The 17420-nt window shown below is 65.1% G+C and carries 15 protein-coding genes; 6 read left to right on the forward strand and 9 right to left on the reverse strand.

Annotated features, from left to right (window positions below):
- The first annotated feature begins 206 nt into the window (after positions 1-206).
- On the forward strand, positions 207-1328 hold the full coding sequence (locus J1M86_RS20525) for a M23 family metallopeptidase (protein ID WP_230558228.1): 1122 nt from the start codon (positions 207-209) through the stop codon (positions 1326-1328).
- 84 nt (positions 1329-1412) lie between these two features.
- On the opposite strand, the gene J1M86_RS20530 is transcribed toward J1M86_RS20525, so the two are convergent.
- From J1M86_RS20530 to J1M86_RS20560, 7 genes are all read right to left on the reverse strand, one after another.
- Positions 1413-2369, reverse strand: coding sequence for a cytochrome c oxidase assembly protein (locus J1M86_RS20530; RefSeq protein WP_008720478.1), 957 nt, complete (start codon positions 2367-2369; stop codon positions 1413-1415).
- 10 nt (positions 2370-2379) lie between these two features.
- Positions 2380-2973, reverse strand: a complete 594-nt coding sequence (locus J1M86_RS20535; RefSeq protein WP_008720475.1) for a copper resistance CopC family protein — start codon at positions 2971-2973, stop codon at positions 2380-2382.
- 91 nt (positions 2974-3064) lie between these two features.
- On the reverse strand, positions 3065-4837 hold the full coding sequence (gene ctaD, locus J1M86_RS20540) for a cytochrome c oxidase subunit I (RefSeq protein ID WP_072692203.1): 1773 nt from the start codon (positions 4835-4837) through the stop codon (positions 3065-3067).
- Between the two features lie 85 nt (positions 4838-4922).
- The gene (locus J1M86_RS20545; protein ID WP_008720986.1) at positions 4923-5879 is read right to left on the reverse strand and encodes a M56 family metallopeptidase; all 957 of its coding nucleotides are present in this window, start codon (positions 5877-5879) and stop codon (positions 4923-4925) included.
- Positions 5876-6229, reverse strand: a complete 354-nt coding sequence (locus J1M86_RS20550) for a BlaI/MecI/CopY family transcriptional regulator (protein ID WP_027494220.1) — start codon at positions 6227-6229, stop codon at positions 5876-5878. The genes J1M86_RS20545 and J1M86_RS20550 overlap by 4 nt, the downstream gene beginning before the upstream one ends.
- Positions 6230-6254: 25 nt before the next feature.
- Positions 6255-6917 carry a M23 family metallopeptidase gene (locus tag J1M86_RS20555; RefSeq protein WP_051364850.1) on the reverse strand — a complete coding sequence of 221 codons (663 nt, stop codon included), beginning with the start codon at positions 6915-6917 and terminating at the stop codon, positions 6255-6257.
- 668 nt (positions 6918-7585) lie between these two features.
- Positions 7586-9610 carry a cytochrome c oxidase assembly protein gene (locus J1M86_RS20560; RefSeq protein WP_032373357.1) on the reverse strand — a complete coding sequence of 675 codons (2025 nt, stop codon included), beginning with the start codon at positions 9608-9610 and terminating at the stop codon, positions 7586-7588.
- Positions 9611-9807: 197 nt separating this feature from the next.
- Here J1M86_RS20560 and J1M86_RS20565 point away from each other — a divergent pair, with 197 nt between their 5' ends.
- Positions 9808-10731: a cation diffusion facilitator family transporter gene (locus J1M86_RS20565; RefSeq protein ID WP_008720942.1), complete on the forward strand. Its 924-nt coding sequence runs from the start codon at positions 9808-9810 to the stop codon at positions 10729-10731.
- A gap of 179 nt (positions 10732-10910) precedes the next feature.
- Here J1M86_RS20565 and J1M86_RS20570 read toward each other — a convergent pair whose 3' ends face one another.
- Positions 10911-11324, reverse strand: coding sequence for a Rieske (2Fe-2S) protein (locus tag J1M86_RS20570; RefSeq protein WP_008720941.1), 414 nt, complete (start codon positions 11322-11324; stop codon positions 10911-10913).
- 185 nt (positions 11325-11509) lie between these two features.
- Positions 11510-12037, reverse strand: a complete 528-nt coding sequence (lspA, locus tag J1M86_RS20575) for a signal peptidase II (RefSeq protein WP_052061206.1) — start codon at positions 12035-12037, stop codon at positions 11510-11512.
- A gap of 159 nt (positions 12038-12196) precedes the next feature.
- On the opposite strand from lspA, the gene J1M86_RS20580 reads away from it, so the two are divergent.
- The 4 genes from J1M86_RS20580 to J1M86_RS20595 all read left to right on the forward strand — a co-directional run bounded on the left by J1M86_RS20580 (position 12197) and on the right by J1M86_RS20595 (position 17367).
- The gene (locus J1M86_RS20580; RefSeq protein WP_206511187.1) at positions 12197-13234 is read left to right on the forward strand and encodes a hypothetical protein; all 1038 of its coding nucleotides are present in this window, start codon (positions 12197-12199) and stop codon (positions 13232-13234) included.
- A gap of 1259 nt (positions 13235-14493) precedes the next feature.
- Positions 14494-14946 (forward strand): helix-turn-helix domain-containing protein, encoded by a 453-nt coding sequence (locus tag J1M86_RS20585; RefSeq protein WP_206511188.1) that lies wholly within the window; start codon positions 14494-14496, stop codon positions 14944-14946.
- Positions 14947-15119: 173 nt separating this feature from the next.
- A complete protein-coding gene (locus tag J1M86_RS20590) occupies positions 15120-15311 on the forward strand; it encodes a toxin-antitoxin system (protein ID WP_241260423.1) in 192 nt (63 codons plus the stop codon).
- 301 nt (positions 15312-15612) lie between these two features.
- Positions 15613-17367 carry a hypothetical protein gene (locus tag J1M86_RS20595; RefSeq protein ID WP_206511190.1) on the forward strand — a complete coding sequence of 585 codons (1755 nt, stop codon included), beginning with the start codon at positions 15613-15615 and terminating at the stop codon, positions 17365-17367.
- Positions 17368-17420 lie beyond the last annotated feature (53 nt).

Genomic DNA, 17420 nt, shown 5'->3' on the forward strand with positions numbered 1-17420 from the left:
AACGATTGGGATGACCCCCATGACCGGCATCGGCACGCATGAAAAGGCGTCGAATCGTCGAGTTACTGTGCAAAGCACTCACTTTCGACGCCGAATCGATAGGCGAAACAGCGACGAATGCAGTCGAGAGTGTGACAGAAGGGGCTTGTGGTGTCGATGGGATCACGCAACACTGACCCACGGCCGACACGGCATCCACTGCGATCGTGACCGGCATTCAACGAGAAGGGTGGGGTGACCACGTGAACAACGCGGGAAAGACGACGCCGAGCGGCGGGCGACGTCGCGCATGCCGAGGTGCGCGGACATACGTGATCGTCGGTGCCGCACTCGGTGCGGTGTTCCTGCACGCCCCGGTAGCCGAAGCGAATCCGGGTCAACCGGCCGTGGAGTCCGGGGACGAGGTCGAAGGTCAGCAGACCGCCGACGCCGTCAGCCGGTTGATCCGCCTGGCCGATCGGGCCGCGACAATCGGTACCGATCCGATCGCGGTGGCAGACCTCGCAGCCTTCGCATCCTCGACGTGGGCCGCCGCCCAGGCCGGCGGCGTCATCGCGGACACCGCCGGCCCGGTGTCCGCGTCGGCAGGATGCATCGTCGACGCCATCGCCCGTGGAGTCTCGAATGCCCCGGCGCAGTCCCTGTCCTGCCTGGCCCCGTTGGCGACTCTCGACCCACTCCTGGCCCTTCGTATCGCCGCATCGCTCCAGGTCGACGCCCTCGACCCCGCAGTCCCGCATGACGGCGACCGAGGTGGGGAACAGGATCCGGTGACGGGCAACACCGGCCGCGATTCGCCCGTGCCCGGCACCACCGACACCCCTCCCGCATCCGAGACGACCGCGCCCGAAGATTCTGTTCCTGATGCAGCACAGCAGCGCGGTTCCACGTCCGGTGGCTCGGCCACCTCCCGAGGTACTGCGTCTGCTGTCGCACCCAGCAGCGGACTGGTCACCTCGAATTTCGGCACCCGAAGCGGGACACAACACGGCGGTGTCGACATCGCCGACTCACTGGGCTCACCGATCGTCGCCGCGGCCGATGGAACGGTCATCAGCGCCGGGCCCGCACAGGGCTTCGGGCTGTGGGTTCGGATCAGACACGACGATGGATCGATCACCACCTACGGGCACAACAACGGAAATTCGGTCACGGTGGGTCAGCGCGTCCGTAAGGGCGATCGGATTGCAGAGGTCGGGAACCGCGGTAACTCGACGGGTCCGCATCTGCATTTCGAGGCGACTTCTCCCGCGGGACAGAAGGTCGATCCGCAAGCCTGGCTCGGTGAGCGTGGAGCCAGAATCGGGGTGGGCACACGTGCGCGATGAATGCGCCCGATCAGGCCCTTGCCAGTAAGCGCGATCAGGCGATGAGCTCGCGGCAGTCCCCGAGCGCGGGACGGCCGCGACAGCTCAGGTCCGTTGACTGGTCTCGCTACCGATCTTTTTCAGAAAGTCGTTGTAGGCGTTGAGTTCGCTGTACCCGTCTTCTTCGGCGTGCCGGTCCGCGGCAGCCGATTCCTCCTTTTCGTCCCGGTTCCACCGAATGCAGAAGATGAGCACCACCAGCAGGGCCACCGGCTCACCGTAGGACCACGCAAGCGCCCCGGCGAGCTTCTGATCGGATACCGGATCGACACCCCACTGCGGGGGAGGGGAGGCGAACGTGGCGAGCATGGGGGTGCTCGACATCATCAGGATGACACCGAAGAACACATGCAACGGCATCTCGACGAACAGGTCGAACAACCGGCCCAGATTGCTCTGCCGAACGGGGAGGGGGCCGACGGCGAGCACAGGGATGATGAACAGCAGCCCGCTGGCGAAGAAGAAGATCTCCATCGATACGTGCCCGATGACTGTGATGGCGAGAACATCGAAGATCGACGACAGATACAGCCCGTAATAGCTGAAGAGGAACAACGGGATCGTCAGACCTGGATGTAGTGCGATGCGCCCGGCGCGGCTACGCAACCCCGTCAGCGCCGCGATCAGTACCCACCGCCCGGCTCCGTGATGAGCGGTGGCACGCAACAGAAGTCGTCCGGGCGAACCCACCACCAACAACGGTGGGATGGTCATCGACAACGTCAGATGCTGGAACATGAAGACGCTGAACAGGCTGTATCCGTAGCGTTCGACCTGCAGTCCGGTCACCAGGACCAGCGCCGCGCAGCCGAGCAGAAAACTCGCACTCCGCCACCGTGACCATGCGATACCCCGGCCGCGGATCCGGTAGAGCCCCCAGCAGTACAGTCCGGCCATGACGATGCCGGCGATCGGCAGGATCGGGAGCGGCGGAAGATCGAAGCTCAGCAACGCTGCCAGGGTCGGCGGGCCTTCCGGGGGAGTTACGGCGGCGATGTTCATCGGGCCCCTGTCATTGCTTGTCCTTGCCTCGGATCACCAACGTCAGGGCGATGGCAGCGAGACCGAGGACAGTCAGGCCCACGATGGAGAGCAGCATCATGGTGTTCTGTTTCGGTGGCCGGTCCTCGCTGGCGGACGGGTTGTTCGGATCGTAGGCCTGCGTCGGCGTGGTCGAGGGAGCCGGCGAGGTCGCACCGCCCTGCGATTGCTGTGCAGCAGCGTCCGGGCGGGTGGCGGTCTCCGCGACGTCGACCGAAAAGCCGTACGACCCGGTGATCGGGTGCCCGTCCGCGGAGGTGACGCGGTAGCCGACGGTGTACTGCCCGTTGGGTAGGCCGTCCTCGAGCAGGACCGATACGTCGGGGCCCTCGACCGTGGCCGTACCCTGCGTCCACTGAGTATCGCCAGGACCTACCACGCTGATGGTCGCGAACGATTCGTTGATGTCCTGATTGAACTTGAGGCCGACGCCGATCGGTGCGAACTCGAGCGTCACATCGGCCGGGGGGTCGGAGCTGACGAGTTCACTGTGCGCCGATGCCGGGGCCGCGGAGAACAGTGCTGTGCCGCACATGAGCACGGCGACCAGCATCCATCGTTTCACGTTCGGTTCTCCTCTGGTCGTACTGATTCTCCTTACTACTATGCGCACTAGTAGTAAGGGGGTGTGAGCCTACGGGGGTCGGTCGACCGTGTTACTTGTCGACGTCCGGCCGTTTCGATACGTCCGGTCCGGCAATCGCTTCGGTGATCACTTCCGAGGGCGCGATCGAATCCGAGTGCGGGCCACCGACGTGCTGCTCGGCGCGGATGCGTTCGACCATGTGCGGATAGTGCAGCTCGAACGCCGGCCGCTCGGAGCGGATCCGGGGCATCTCGATGAAATTGTGCCGCGGGGGTGGGCAACTGGTCGCCCACTCGAGGGAGTTACCGAAGCCCCAGGGGTCGTCGACGGTGACCACTTCGCCGTAGCGGTAGCTCTTGAACACGTTCCAGATGAACGGCAGCGTCGAGGCCCCGAGGACGAACGATCCCACGGTCGAGATCTGGTTGAGGGTGGTGAATCCGTCGGACGGGAGGTAGTCGGCGTAGCGGCGCGGCATTCCTTGGGCGCCGAGCCAGTGCTGGACGAGGAAGGTGGCGTGGAAGCCGAGGAACGTCAGCCAGAAGTGCCACTTGCCCAGTCGTTCGTCGAGCATGCGGCCGGTCATCTTGGGGAACCAGAAGTAGATGCCGGCGTAGGTCGCGAACACGACCGTTCCGAACACGACGTAGTGGAAGTGCGCGACGACGAAGTAGGTGTCGGTGACGTTGAAGTCGATGGGCGGGCTCGCCAGGAGCACTCCGGACAGTCCACCGAAGACGAACGTGATCAGGAATCCGATGGAGAAGAGCATGGGGGATTCGAGGGTGACCTGGCCGCGCCACATGGTGCCGATCCAGTTGAAGATCTTCACCCCGGTCGGCACGGCGATGAGGAAGGTCATGAACGAGAAGAACGGCAGCAGCACGGCACCGGTGGCGTACATGTGGTGCGCCCACACCGCGATGGACAGGGCGGCGATGCCGACGGTGGCGTAGATCAACCCCTTGTACCCGAAGATGGGTTTGCGGGAGAAGACCGGGAAGATCTCCGAGACGATTCCGAAGAACGGTAGCGCGATGATGTAGACCTCGGGGTGTCCGAAGAACCAGAACAGGTGCTGCCAGAGCAACGCTCCGCCGTTGGCGGGATCGAAGATGTGGGTGCCGAGTTTACGGTCGGCGAGCAGGCCCATCAGTGCTGCGGTCAGCAGTGGGAACGCCAGCAGGATCAAGATCGAGGTCACCAGGATGTTCCAGGTGAAGATCGGTAGCCGGAACATCGTCATTCCCGGTGCGCGCAGGCACACCACGGTGGTGACCATGTTGACCCCGCCCAGGATGGTGCCCAGGCCGGCGACGAGCAGGCCCACGATCCACAGGTCGGATCCGATACCGGGGGAGTAGACGGCGCTGCTCAACGGGGTGTACGCGGTCCAGCCGAAGTCTGCGGCACCGCCGGGGCTGATGAAACCTGCGGTGGTGACCAGTGCGCCGAACAGGTACAGCCAGTAGGAGAAGGCATTGAGCCGGGGGAAGGCGACATCGGGTGCGCCGATCTGCAGCGGCAGGATGTAGTTGCCGAAGCCGAAGACGATCGGGGTGGCGTAGAGCAGCAGCATGATCGTGCCGTGCATGGTGAAGAGCTGGTTGTACTGCTCGTTGGAGAGGAACTGCATTCCCGGGACCGCGAGCTCGGAGCGCATGATCAACGCCATCAGGCCACCGACGAGAAAGAACCCGAACGAGGTCACCAAGTACATCAGTCCGATGACCTTCGGATCGGTGGTGGTGACCATCGTGTGCAGGAACGACCCCTTGCGGGCCCCGCGGGGTGGATAGGGGCGAACCGCCGGCGCAGCCGGAGGAGATGTCAGCGCCGTCATGGAACCACCTTCGTGTCGCACGCGAATTACAGGACGCGTCCGCCAGTGTAACCCAAATACTATGCAGCATAGTATTTGGGGTTGTTCAGATCAGCAGGACCGCGCACGCTGCGGCGGAGACCGCGCTGAGCGAGACGACGGCCAACACGGCCGGCACGACGAGGGGCAGCACGGCGGCGGCAGCATAAGCGCCCGCTCGGGTTCGGCTCGGTGTTTGCGCGCTCGTGTCGAGGTGATGCAACCGCTCGGTGGTCGAGTCCCCGATCAGGCCCAGTGCCCACAGTGGCCGCGCAGAATGCGCCTGCGAGACCGTCGACAATGCCGAACGTACAGTGTCGGCGCTGGTGACTGCGGCCGCGGACCGGTCGGCTGCGACCTCGACCAGGACCCGTACCGCCGCGGGTGCCGCGGCGAAGAGGGGAACGCGAGGAAGCGCTTTGGCCAGGATCTCGCAGATGTTGACGATGCGGTGATGGCGCCCGCGCAGGTGGGCACGTTCGTGTGCGATCACTGCTCGCTGTTGTTCGGGATCGAGATGGGCGAGCAGGCCTTCGGTGGCCACGACGTAGCCGGGGCGACCGTCGATGCTGTAGGCCAGCGGGAGTGGGTGGTCGAGCCACATGATCGGTTCGGGTCCGGGGTCCGTGCGCGCCACGACGGCGATGACATCGCGGTGATAGTCGCGGACTTTGGACCGCGCTCGAAGCTGACGGCGAGTCGAGCGCAGGACGCGCGCCGATGCCGACGCCGCGAGGACGACCGATGCCCCGGCGACCGCTTCCCCGATCCACGGCTGGGCCGCGTGTTGCAGCGAGCCCAGGCAGCGGACGGCGAGTTCGACCATGCCCTCGGCCGGCGCATGGCCGGGCCAGAGCAACACCGCCACCGCGGATCCCACGAGAAACAGCACCCCGGCGATGCTGCCGATCCAAGCGGTCAAGGCGAGAGAGGGGCCGACGGTGCGGGTGAGTGAGGTCAGCAGCGGCGGCATGGCAACGGCCACCAGGGTCGCGGCGAGGAGTAATGCCAGTGCGACGATCACCGGTTCGCGTCCGGCAGGTTCCCCCGCAGGGCGTCCAGTTCGTCGTCGGTGACGGTTTTCGCGAAATGCATCAGCACGGCGGCCGAGTCGGTGCTGGTGTCGAGGATTTCGCGCAGCGCTTGCGAGGTGGCCTCGGCCCGAGATTGCACGGGCGAGTAGAGATAGGCGCGTGACTGCTTGGTCCGCTCGACCCACCCCTTCTCGTGGAGATGGGTCACGACGGTCAGGATCGTGGTGTAGGCGGGGTTTCTGTCGGCCATGCGTTCACGCAGGTCGTGGACCGACTGCGGTCGATCACATTGCCAGAGCACGTTCATCACCTCCGCTTCGAGATCACCGAGCCTTTTCATCGCCAGTTCTTCTTTCCTCGTCGTGTCAGGTGATATCGACTCCGCGTGCCGACAGCCACGCCGTCGGGTCGGACTTGGCACCGTCGGGTTGCCACACTTCGTAATGCAGGTGGGGTCCGGTGGATTGGCCTCGGTTGCCTACCGTAGCAATGAGCTCGCCGGCTTTCACGCGTTGACCGGCGGTGACGAGCGCCTGGTCTATGTGGCCGTACACCCCGATCGTGCCGTCGTCCTGACGAATACGCACCCACAGGCCGAACCCTTGCGCCGGCCCTGCTTCGATGACCTCACCGTCGGTCACCGATACGATCGGCGTCCCGATCGTATTGGCGATGTCGAGTCCGTAATGCGTTGTCCCCCAACGCGGCCCAGAACTGGAGGTCAATGTGCCCGACACCGGCACCACCGAGAGCGGGCGCCGCGCCTCGGCATCGCGTGCGGCGCGCTCCGCCGCCCGAACTCCCCCCTCGGCGAGTTGCTCGGTCATGCGCTGCGCGAGCCGGCCGACATCGAGATCGGGCATTTGCAACACCTGCGGGGGTGAGGCGACGACCGGGCTCGGCGGCAGGACGCCGGCGGGAGGGCTATCGATACTCGCAGCGCTGAGCGCCACACTGTCCTGCGACCCGGTGTTCGGAGACGTCGCTGCCGCGGACAGAAAGGCACCGACCGCGACCGACGCAGCGATGGCGCGGCCACCCGGCTTCGGCACCCGGCGGCGATGAAGTCCGCGGCGAGCACGTCGCGACACGGCCTGCACTACATCGCGGCCACCGTCGCCGTGTGTCGTCTCGTCCGGACCGGCCACGTGCACCCACATCGACGCGGCAGTGTCCGCGGCCGCGGTGTCCCAGGCGGCGCTGACCGCGTGAGCGGGTACATCCGGTGCGGGCGTCTGCGCCGAAGGCGTGTGCTCGTCCTGCGACCGATTGTCGGAGTACACGGTCTCGGCGGGCGACTCGGTCACGAAACGCGAGGGTGCGAACCCGGCGTGTCGATGACGGGGGTGATCGATGAGCGCCGTCGGCCTGTTGCCGACGGGCATCGAGACCGCGACGCCGGGTGCCGGCGCTGCGTAGTCGTCGTCGATCGGATCGGGTGTGCGGTGTCGGGCCAAGATCACAATCCTTGGTGGCTACGAGGCCGTGGCCTCGCTCGAGATAACGAAATGGTGACGGTCAGGCCACAGGTTACTACTATCGAGCATAGTTTTTCCATCCCACTCGACCCGGATTCGTCCGTACCGCTGGTCACGGTCCTCGGAGGACATCCCGCCGGGCTACGACATCCCGCCGGGCTACGACATCCCGCCGGGCTACGACATCCGCACCGGAACAGGGCTGGGCGTTTCGGGTATCAGGGGTGATCGCGCCGAGAGGACAGGCCACCGAGCATGGTGTTGTACGCCTCGAGTTCGGTATCACCTTGATCGTCGACTCGGCGGTCTCGTTGCCGTGCCGCGCTCTCGTCGGCCGCCGACCACCGGACCGCGGCGAGAACCGCGGCAGCGAGCAACGGCAACTCCCCGATGCCCCACGCCAGAGTGCCGCCGCGCCGCTGGTCGGCCAGCAGGTCTGCGTTCCAGTCCAGACGCAGTCCGCTGTAGAAGCTCGCTCCGAGCGCGGTCTCGAGATCGATCGTCACGACGAGGAAGAATGCGAACCCGGCCAATGCGGTGATACTCGCGAGCAACTTCGTCAGTCCCGCGATCGGTCTCGGTACCGGGTCTTCGCCGACCGTGCCCCAGAACATCACCATCCCGACGGTCAGGAACCAGCCCTTCATCACCATGTGTGCCACATGCGAGTCGGCGACGGTGTCGAACAGTCCGCCGGGGTAGAGCAGGTAGAAGCTGCTCAGGAACACCGTGGTGCTGACCCACGGGTGTATCGCGATCCGGGCTGCTCGGCTCTGCCATGCAGCCCGGAGCCATTCGCGCGAGCCCGGTGCTTCGGCGGCCGACGCGGTCGGCAGGACCGAGGCGAACAAGGTTGCCGGTCGGCCGAGGACCAACAGCAACGGCACGGCGACGGCGACCGCGGTCAGTCCCGCCATGTGCACGCTGAACATCGCCGGGCTGTAGAACCCGACCCCGGACGAGGTCGCCACGAGCAGCACCGCAGTACCCGCCAACCAGCTCGCTGTCCACCGCCGCCGCCATGACAGGCCTGCCCGCCGACGGCGCCGCACGGCCACCAGATACAGGACGGCCGCGATCACCGCCGCGGAGCCGAACACCAGGTCGAAACGCCACTCGAACGCCAACCGCGCAGCGGTGGGCGGGCCGTCCAACACGTAGCCCAAGGCCTCTTCGTGCGCCTGGGGCAGCGAGGTGTCCTGCGGCGGGGGCGGGGGAGTGCGGCCCAGTGCGACCGCCAGGCCCACGGTGGTGACGAGAACGAGGGTCTCGATCATCGACAACGTGATCAGGGATCTGCGCCTCGCGGGGTCGTGAGCCAGAGCGCGGACCGTTCGTCGTCGCTGTATCCACCCGAGGGTCCCCACGATCGCCAGAGCTGCGATCTTCGCCAGTATCAGAGCGCCGTACGTCGAATCCCACAGCGACGTCACGGGCACTCGCACGGCAGCGTTGACCACTCCGGAGACCGCCATGATCACGAACGCGACCAGAGCGAGCGTCGAGTAGCGGCGGGTCGCGACGGCAAGGTGCCCACCTCCGCGCAGCGCATGAGCGAGAAGTGCGAGGAGTCCGCCCACCCACAGCGCGGCAGCGAGGATGTGCAGGATCAACGAGTTCGTCGCGATGTCGTGATTGCCGCCGGTCGAGGAGTGGCCGGTGACCGCGCGCGGGATCAACGCGAGCATCGACAGGGCGAACAAGGCGGGGGTCCATCGATGCCGCAACACCGCCGCGCATGCTGCGGCGGTGATCGCCGCGACCGCAGAGGTGATGGCCCATGCAGTGGAGGCCTCGACATCGCCGATCGCACCGAGGAACTGCACCGGTTGCGCTGCAACGGATCCGACAGGTTGACCCGAGGCGTCCGAGAGTGTCAGCGGCACCAACGCCGCCGCGCACACCGCCCACACTGCGGAGGCCTTCGCCGCGGTGCGGACGGCTACGTACCCGTCGATGTCGAGCACACCCGACCTCTGAGGCGGAACGAGAAATGCCGCGAGGAGCAGCGACCCCGCCGCCACGACGGCAGCCACCTCGCCGATCGCGGTCAGTGCCGGGATCCCGTACGTGGTGATCGGGCCCGGATCGGGCAGACCCAACAGCACGAGCGCTTGCGACGTCGACATCGCTGCGAGCAGTGCAGCGACCACCGCGGCAATCGCTGCGCACAGCACCATCACCTGCGATCCGGAGCGTCGATCCACTGCGCCGCGGGTCGAATGGGCCGCTTCGGTGGCCATGGTGTGCGCCTCTTCCCGGTGGATCGTGTTTCCGGCATGGGCGCGAGGCAGTCCGACCTGCGCCGACAATGAACTACTACGAATGATAGTTGTACGAGTCCGGGCAGCCACCGCCGGATGATCCTTCAACACTTGCATGTATGCGCATATCGCAATATGTTGTCGTTCTGCGGATCTGACACGACGAAGGAGCAACGATGGGGCACGGACATGGCCACGGGATAGAGCCGGGTTCACCGGCCAGCGCGTCCGGTAAGCACCTCGGGCGACTGTGGATCGCTGTCGGTCTGGGGGCGGTCACCCTGGTGACGCAGGTCGTCGTCGGCCTGTCCACCTCGTCGCTGGCGTTGCTCTCCGATTCCGCACACGTGTTCACCGACGTGTTCGGGGTGCTGATGGCGATCGTGGCGATCACACTCGCACAGCGACGATCGACCAAGGCTGCCCGCACGTTCGGGCTCTACCGAGCCGAGGTGTTCGCCGCATTGTTCAATGCACTTCTGCTGTTCGGTGTGGCCGGTTGGATTCTCTACGAAGCCGCGCAACGCATCACGAATCCGCCCGAGGTCCCCGGCGTCCCGGTGATGGCGGTGGCCACCCTCGGGCTCGTGATGAACCTCATCGCGTTCGTCCTGCTGCGCAGCGGCGCCAAGGACAGCCTCAATGTTCGGGGTGCGTATCTCGAGGTGATGGCGGACATGCTCGGCTCGATCGGCGTACTGGTCAGCGGACTGGTCACCGTCCTGTTCGGGTGGCGGTACGCCGACCCGGTCATCGCGGTCGCCATCGGCGTGTTCGTCCTGCCACGCGCGTTCAACCTGGGCCGTCACGCCGTACGAATTCTGCTGCAACATGCTCCGGCGGGCATTGATGTCGCCGCCGTGGAAAGGGCCCTGACCGATGTCGACGATGTCGAAGAGGTGCACGATCTGCACATATGGACACTGACGTCGGGGATGGAGGTCGCGTCGGCGCATCTGACGGTCGCCCCGGAGGCCGAGACACCGCGGGTGCTCGCTGCAGCGCAGCAGGTTCTCCGCAACGAGTTCGGTCTCGAACACGCCACTGTGCAGGTCGAACCCCGGGAAGGCGAAGGCCGGTGCCGAGAGGTCAATTGGTAGGCAGGTCTCGACCCGGTGCGCGATCGGCACGCTGTGCTGTCGTCGACACGGCAGCGATGTACCGAACCGGCACCCGTCGGGTGGGGGCACAGAGTGGGTCCTCGAGTGCCGCACATCGGCCCGGTCGAGACCGTTCACCCCGAACCCGTCCACCTCGCATGTTCGCGCCCGGTGATGGATCAGTCGACGGTGAGGGTATCGACGGTTCTGGTCACGGCACGGTTCGGCAGTGGCTCGGTGGCGGGGCTGCGCATGACCGCCCCGTCGGTGATCGAGAACGCACTGTTGTGGCAGGGGCACTCGATCGTGCCGTTGCGAACTCGGTTCACTGTGCACCCTCGGTGAGAACAGATAGCCGAGAAGGCCCGGAAGATACCGGGTTCCGGTTGGGTGACGACGACCTGCCGGTCGGCGAGCACGATTCCACCGCCGACAGGAACATCGTTCACCGACAAGGTGACGGGACCGTCGGAAGCGGTGTCCTCACCGGACGGGGCTTCGCCGACGCTGCATCCGGCGGCAGTCAGGCACGCTGTAGCGCAGCTCGTAGCGAGAAAAATACGGCGCGGTAGCGCCGGGATGTCCTCGCTCATACAGCAGGCTCCCCTCGGTACGCCTCGGTGAGCGAGAGGCGACGATCGCGTGTCGGTGGTTGTAGTCGACTATGTTTCGAGCAGTTCCGGTGTCGATCACCCTCACTGTTCGAGCGGATCAGCATGATTGTCCTGTCGCGAATGTATGTGCACTGCAGGGCATTCGATTCGAACGCCGAGATATCTCATGCACGTTCACGATCCGGCGCTGTCGGGCACTGCGGGCAGAGGGGCAACCCTTGTGCCCTCTCGCGTGCCAGTGCCGCCCCGATCATCAGCACCACCCCGCAGGTGATGTAGATGTCGGCGAGGTTGAATGTCGGCCACCAACCGGTGTGAAAGTAGTCCGTGACCGCACCGTCGACAAGCCGGTCCAGAACGTTGGACAGCGCGCCGGCGAGGATCAACGCCAGCGCCACCGTGGTCCACTGCTCCCCGTGCCGAGCGCTGTGCCATCCGTAGGCCGCGACCCCGGCGGTGATCGTCGCCGTGACCGACACGATCACCCATAGGGGCAGCGAATTGCCCAGACTGAAGGCCATTCCGCGGTTGAAGGCGAGCCGCAATTCGAGGATCGGTAGTGGGATCGGAGAGCCGACCAATGCTTCTTGCGCCCAGTAGTCGACGGTCAGCGCGGTAGCGACCAATGTCAGCACGAGAGTCACTGCGTAAGCACGCAGCCGCGTGGGAGACGTGGTGGGCGAGCGGTTCACGGATCCTCGTTCTCGGGTGTGTATCTCGGACAGGTGCTGGGTGTCGACGGAAGGGGATCGGTCACCGCCGCAGAGTTGCCATCACATAAAATACTATGCACCATAGTAGTTGATGAACGGCAGAGGCTCCTCCGGTACCGGCTGCACGCGCGTGCCGTCATGAGATCGGCTCCCGGCATCGAGCCCGGGCCTCGACCTCTCGTCTACGACCCGAGCCGGGCGCGGTGGGTGACCGGCAGCAACGGAGTCCGCGCGTGGATCCGGCTCCTCGCCGCCGCCTCATCCGGGCTGATGTTGTATGCCACATTCCCGCCCATCGATCTGTGGTTTCTCGCTCCGGTAGCACTTGCAATGCTGCTGTTGGCTGTGCGCGGGCGAGGGGCGCGTGCGGGGGCCGGCTACGGCTTCGTCGCCGGCTCGGCGTTCTTCGTGCCTCTGCTGCCGTGGGTGGGGGAGTACGTCGGATCGGTGCCGTGGCTGGCGCTGTCCGTCGTTCAAGCACTCTTCGTGGCACTGTTCGGTGCGGTAGCGGATCGGATGTCCCGACTGCCGTGGGCGCCGGTCTGGGTGGCGAGCGCCTGGGTGGCGATGGAAGCGGCACGATCTCGGGTCCCGTTCGGCGGCTTCCCTTGGGGCCGCATCGCATTCGGTCAATCCGACGGGCCGCTGCTGCCTCTGGCTGCGGTGATCGGCGCGCCGGGGTTGTCGTTCGTCGTGGTGCTGATCGGGTCCGCTCTGCGGCGGAGTGGCCTGGAATGCGGGCGGTGCCTCGGTCGGAGCGGCCTGCGGCGCGGGCGTCTGCGGTGCGGGGGTCTCCTCGTAGTAGGTGGTTTGGTACGAGGACTGCTGGTTGCCGGACCGGTAGTCGTCGTAGCTGCGCCACTCGGTCTCCTGCACGCGAGGCGAGGCCTGGTAGCCGGGCAAGAACTGGCGTTCCTGGGTCGGTGCGGGCGGCGGTGCGACGGGGGTGGTGTCGGTGGTTCCGGACTGTGCTGTGTCGGGGGCGGTCACGAAGTCCTGCGGGGCGGCCTGCGCTGTTGCCGAGCCCCACGCCATGGCGAGGACGATCGGGACTGCGGTGACGACGGCGGCGCGTTCCCTACGCCTGCGGTGTCGCCCGCCGATTCCTTGCTGAGGAGACATCTGGGGTGTGCCTTTCGTAAGCCACTGTCATGCAGCGGTTTTGGGCGGGTGTGAAGAGGAGTGGTTGATGGTGGAACCACCACCGGCCGCGCTGGGAAACCGACCGAAAACGAGGGTCAGCCTTCGGGTGATCCCTCAGCGCAGACGACGGACGTTGCCTTGGAACGTGGGGCCAATGCGCGTCCGTTGCGCACCGGCCCCACGAACTGTCAGCCCAGGAGGCTGAGCCAGAACCAGAGCTGGTTGAAGATCCAAGGCATCGGTCGTATTCCTTTCTGTCAAAGGCGGTGTGTGAATTGCGACAGATATCCCGGCGGGGGTCGCGCGGCTCGGAACACGATGAGGAAGCGTCACCGTGCGACCCTCACGCCGGTCCATCCAGCTGAGCTACAGGGCCCTGGAGGACCTCTGCAACTCGCGACCGAAGGTCATGGGGGTGGCCTTCGGTCGAGCTTCGGGAGGGACGAGCGGGTCAGGCTACGTCGCTGAATTGACCACTTTGGCAGAGCAAGTGACTGGGCTCGCGGAACGTTGGGTCTGCGTCTGTCCACTCACCGAGCACTTCACCGGTGTCCTCGCACAACAGTTGATGCGTGCTGTGCGGAGCAGACGGAAGAGAGCACGCGGCCATGCCGGATACTCGGTCGTTGATTGCGGAACATTCCGCGCTGTGAACTGCGTCGGGAGCGATCTGTAACGCTCGCGGGGCGATTGAAGATTTCATGAACGTCCTCCGTGCCGTGCCGCACTTTCTGTAGGACGCGGTTAGGCTCGAAAGAGCCCTCACGTCCACAGGAAGCTACGGCTTGCTGCTGTGGGGGTTGCAGAAGAAGGACCCTGGGTGCGCTGTGATTGGCGTCGTGGTCGCACCTGGGGTTCTTATGTTTCGACAGGGCCAGCCCTGATACCTCCGGCGCTTAACGCCGTCAACGTCGAAGTGCTCTCTGGCACGAGCAGATTCGTGGTCCGGACATGCTTGTAGCCCGCGTCAGTAGCACTCGTGGGAGCGAGCGTCGCGTGCAGCATTCGGTCGGAACCGCGCTTCGGTACGTGGTCTGCAGAACCATTCGTCAGGCTCCGCGCAACATCCAGGGGCGAGTACGCAACCCGTGGGCCCGCCCGGAAGCGGGTGCTCGCAAAAGGTAGCAGACCTTCTTTCATCTGTCGCCTCCCTTCCCCTCGGTTTACGGGTATAACTTGCACGCTCCGGGCGTAAGTATGGCACGTAACCTATGGTCGGTCAACGGGTCGGACGCGATTCTGGGGGGTGGAAGATGGTTGATGAACAGTCGGATCAACCAGGAGGAATGCAGATGCCGCCGAGTGGGGTGCGAGGTTTCAGCCCGTCGGCTCTGAACGCGGCCCTGTCGAGAAAACGCGCAGGCAACCAGGACCTCGCGGACGCCGTCGGGGTTAGCCGGCAGTCGGTAGTGGCCTGGCAGGCAGGTAAGTCGATCCCGACTGCCGTAATGCTCCATAGAGTTGCTAGATGGCTCGATGTGGCGGTGGCAGATTTGGTCCCAATCGCCGACGACAGGCTGCGAATATCGGATCTGCGGATCCGTATAGGAATGAATCAGCGGTCGGCGGCCGCCGAGTTGCAGATAGGCCACACTGCACTAGCTGAGATCGAGCGCGGTCGCAGGCAGGTCTCCGACGAGGTGGTTGACCGTATGGTCACGGTGTATGGCGTCGAGGAGGGTGAAATTCGTGACGCATGGGAGCGGGCGAACGCGGCGCGCAAGGCGCACATCGACTCGTTCTAGTTTTGTGCGTAAGTATTGCTACGACTCCTGGGTAGCGGCTATCGCGACATGCGCCCCAAATCTACGATTCTGGCGCAGCTTCGGCGCGTCGCACGGGCAGAGGTTTCTGGGTGAGGCAAACTCGGACGCGTTAGCTTGACCCCACCGCCAACGAGTAGGAGAGACACGTGCCCATGCCTAGCAAGGGTGACAGGGACTCGATCCACTCTCGTGTTCCAGTCGAAGTGAAAGAGGCAATCCGCAAACGCTGTGCTGCGCGCGGAATGAAGGAAAGCCAGTATGTCGCAGACCTTCTCGCCATGGCGGTCGGGCGCCACGATCTTGTGCGTGAGCTGAATCAGGAGGTGCTGCAACAGACTGCATAGCTGTGGAACTTGTTCCGGTACCGCGTCATCCCACTGGATGACAGGTAGCCGCTAACTGCATATCTGGCACAGCAGAGACGAAGAAAAGAAGAAGACCCCCGATCCTGGCAGACCGAGGGTGTTCAGTTTCTTCTGACGTCGAGTGGGAGTTCGACGAACTGCGTGCCCCTCCGAAAGGGACTTTGTCGTGGAAGACAAGTCTCAGGGTACATCGCGCCCTGACGAAGATTCAAGATTTGACACCCGTGTCGCTCAGCCAACCAACTCGGCCGACCACGTGTGGCGGCGATTGTCACCGCTCATGGCCGCCCGGCGCTCCATGCGGCTGTACGACCCGGCCGTCGGCCGGTTCGACTCGTGCAGAGCGCTGACCACGAAACGGCCGAAGGTTCCGGCCGCGGTCCCGCTGTTTCTGCGTGGCCGCACGCGTCTTCTAGCGCTCGATTTCGACGCCAAGCATCTCGGTCCGCACGCTGTGAAGTCAGACGTAGCCCGTGTTCTCAACTGGCTGCACGAGTGCGGCGGCCGCGCCGTGGTCGATGTGTCGACCAGCGGCGGCCAGCACGTCCTAGTACCCCTCTCACCAGGCGCTACAGCGACCGTCAGGGAAATTCGCCCAGTGTTGGATCTGTTGGCCGCGCGACTGCCGACCCTCGACATCGTCCCCATGACCAACGAGCGGACCGGGTGCATCACCGTCCCCGGATCGGAGTGCCGTGAGGGTGGCCACCGGCGCCTCACCGACGACCTCGCGGTCGCCATCGACAACCTGGTCGTCGGATCGGACCCAGGCTTGCTTGCTCGGCTCACTGCCCTTCTCGGCTGCACGACACCGCACCGAACGAGTCCTGTCTCCGCAGTCGTCCAAGCATTGACCGTCTCGGAGCGGATCGTCGGGGCCGGCGCCGCAGCATGCCTCCACCCGTCTTACCGCCGGTCGCTGACACCCTCTAGTGCCGTTGTCGCGTTCGCCAGTCACGGCCGGGTCGACACAGACCGCTGGCGGTCGCGCTCGGAGGCCAGACAATCGGTGCTCGCTCACGCAGTCATGGGCGGTTTGTCCATCGCGGAGCTCGTGGAGCGAGCGGGCACCCCTGAGTGGGCGGGATTGCGAGAGGCGTACAGCGACTACCGGGACCCCGCCAAGGCCTTGATGCGCGATGCGGAGAACGCACTCAACTGGATCGCTTCGACACTCCCCGATCCAGTCCGGCACATCGGGCACAAGTTTAAGTACACAGGGGGGCTACAGGATCCGGTCTTCGCTAACTGGCTCCAAGCCGCGAACACCTGGACCACGGCCGCCTACCAAGGCCGACGTGACCGATGGACTACCCACGCCGTGCTCCAGGCACTGGCATGGTCAGCAGCGGTTGCTGGCGAGGTCGTCGAGGGCGTGCCGGTGGTCGCGGTGGGAGGAAGATCTTTATCGATTGCTGCGGGGATGCTCCCGGAAACCACGGTGTGGTCTGTGCTCGAGCGTTTGCGAGAAACGGTGGGCTCACCGGTCCTGCTCGTTTCGCGCGGAGTAGGACAGAACGCGGATCGGTACGCGCTGGTGCCGATCAGGGATTCCAGCGCTTCTGTGGGCCGCTCAGCGCCTGGGAACGATGCACATCAGCGGTTGGAGAGCATTCACCCAGCGTGGGCTGAGATAGGTCTGCGGCAGAAGGCGGTCTACGAAGTTGTTGCGTCGACGGACGAGCCGATGACGGTGGATGCTGTGATCGAGGCTGTCAGGATGAGTCGGTCGAGCGGGTACGACGCTGTGTTGGATCTACGAGTCGCAGGCCTGCTCACCATCGAAAACCGGAAGGTAAGAGTGGGATTGGTGACTTTGGACGACATCGCGCAGCGTTGCGGAATGGAAGCCGAGGTGCGTCGTCGAGTGGTGAGGCACCGTGCTGAGCGCATCGTGTGGCGCCAGTGGTTGGTGGAGCGTGAGACAGCTCGCCTGAGCTTCGGCGATGACTCTCGAGGTCTTCTGCTCGACGAGGCGTACCTGTCGACGGTGGTGTCGGCCGGCCCGCCTGCTGTGGACGTCAGTGACTGGTAGTGCCAGGCGTCCATGGTTGAGCTCCCGACCCTTAAGCCTGAATGCACCGATTC

It is taken from the genome of Rhodococcus sp. KRD197 (genome assembly GCF_017168235.1).
In the GTDB taxonomy this organism is placed as follows: domain Bacteria; phylum Actinomycetota; class Actinomycetes; order Mycobacteriales; family Mycobacteriaceae; genus Rhodococcoides.

What these genes read in the sequence shown, in the direction of transcription:
- J1M86_RS20530 (WP_008720478.1), bottom strand. Translation starts at nt 2,369, where the DNA reads ATGAACATCGCCGCCGTAACTCCCCCGGAAGGCCCGCCGACCCTGGCA.
- ctaD (WP_072692203.1), bottom strand. Translation starts at nt 4,837, where the DNA reads ATGACGGCGCTGACATCTCCTCCGGCTGCGCCGGCGGTTCGCCCCTAT.
- J1M86_RS20550 (WP_027494220.1), bottom strand. Translation starts at nt 6,229, where the DNA reads ATGAAAAGGCTCGGTGATCTCGAAGCGGAGGTGATGAACGTGCTCTGG.
- J1M86_RS20560 (WP_032373357.1), bottom strand. Translation starts at nt 9,610, where the DNA reads ATGGCCACCGAAGCGGCCCATTCGACCCGCGGCGCAGTGGATCGACGC.
- J1M86_RS20565 (WP_008720942.1), top strand. Translation starts at nt 9,808, where the DNA reads ATGGGGCACGGACATGGCCACGGGATAGAGCCGGGTTCACCGGCCAGC.
- J1M86_RS20570 (WP_008720941.1), bottom strand. Translation starts at nt 11,324, where the DNA reads ATGAGCGAGGACATCCCGGCGCTACCGCGCCGTATTTTTCTCGCTACG.
- J1M86_RS20580 (WP_206511187.1), top strand. Translation starts at nt 12,197, where the DNA reads ATGAGATCGGCTCCCGGCATCGAGCCCGGGCCTCGACCTCTCGTCTAC.
- J1M86_RS20585 (WP_206511188.1), top strand. Translation starts at nt 14,494, where the DNA reads ATGCCGCCGAGTGGGGTGCGAGGTTTCAGCCCGTCGGCTCTGAACGCG.
- J1M86_RS20590 (WP_241260423.1), top strand. Translation starts at nt 15,120, where the DNA reads ATGCCTAGCAAGGGTGACAGGGACTCGATCCACTCTCGTGTTCCAGTC.
- J1M86_RS20595 (WP_206511190.1), top strand. Translation starts at nt 15,613, where the DNA reads ATGGCCGCCCGGCGCTCCATGCGGCTGTACGACCCGGCCGTCGGCCGG.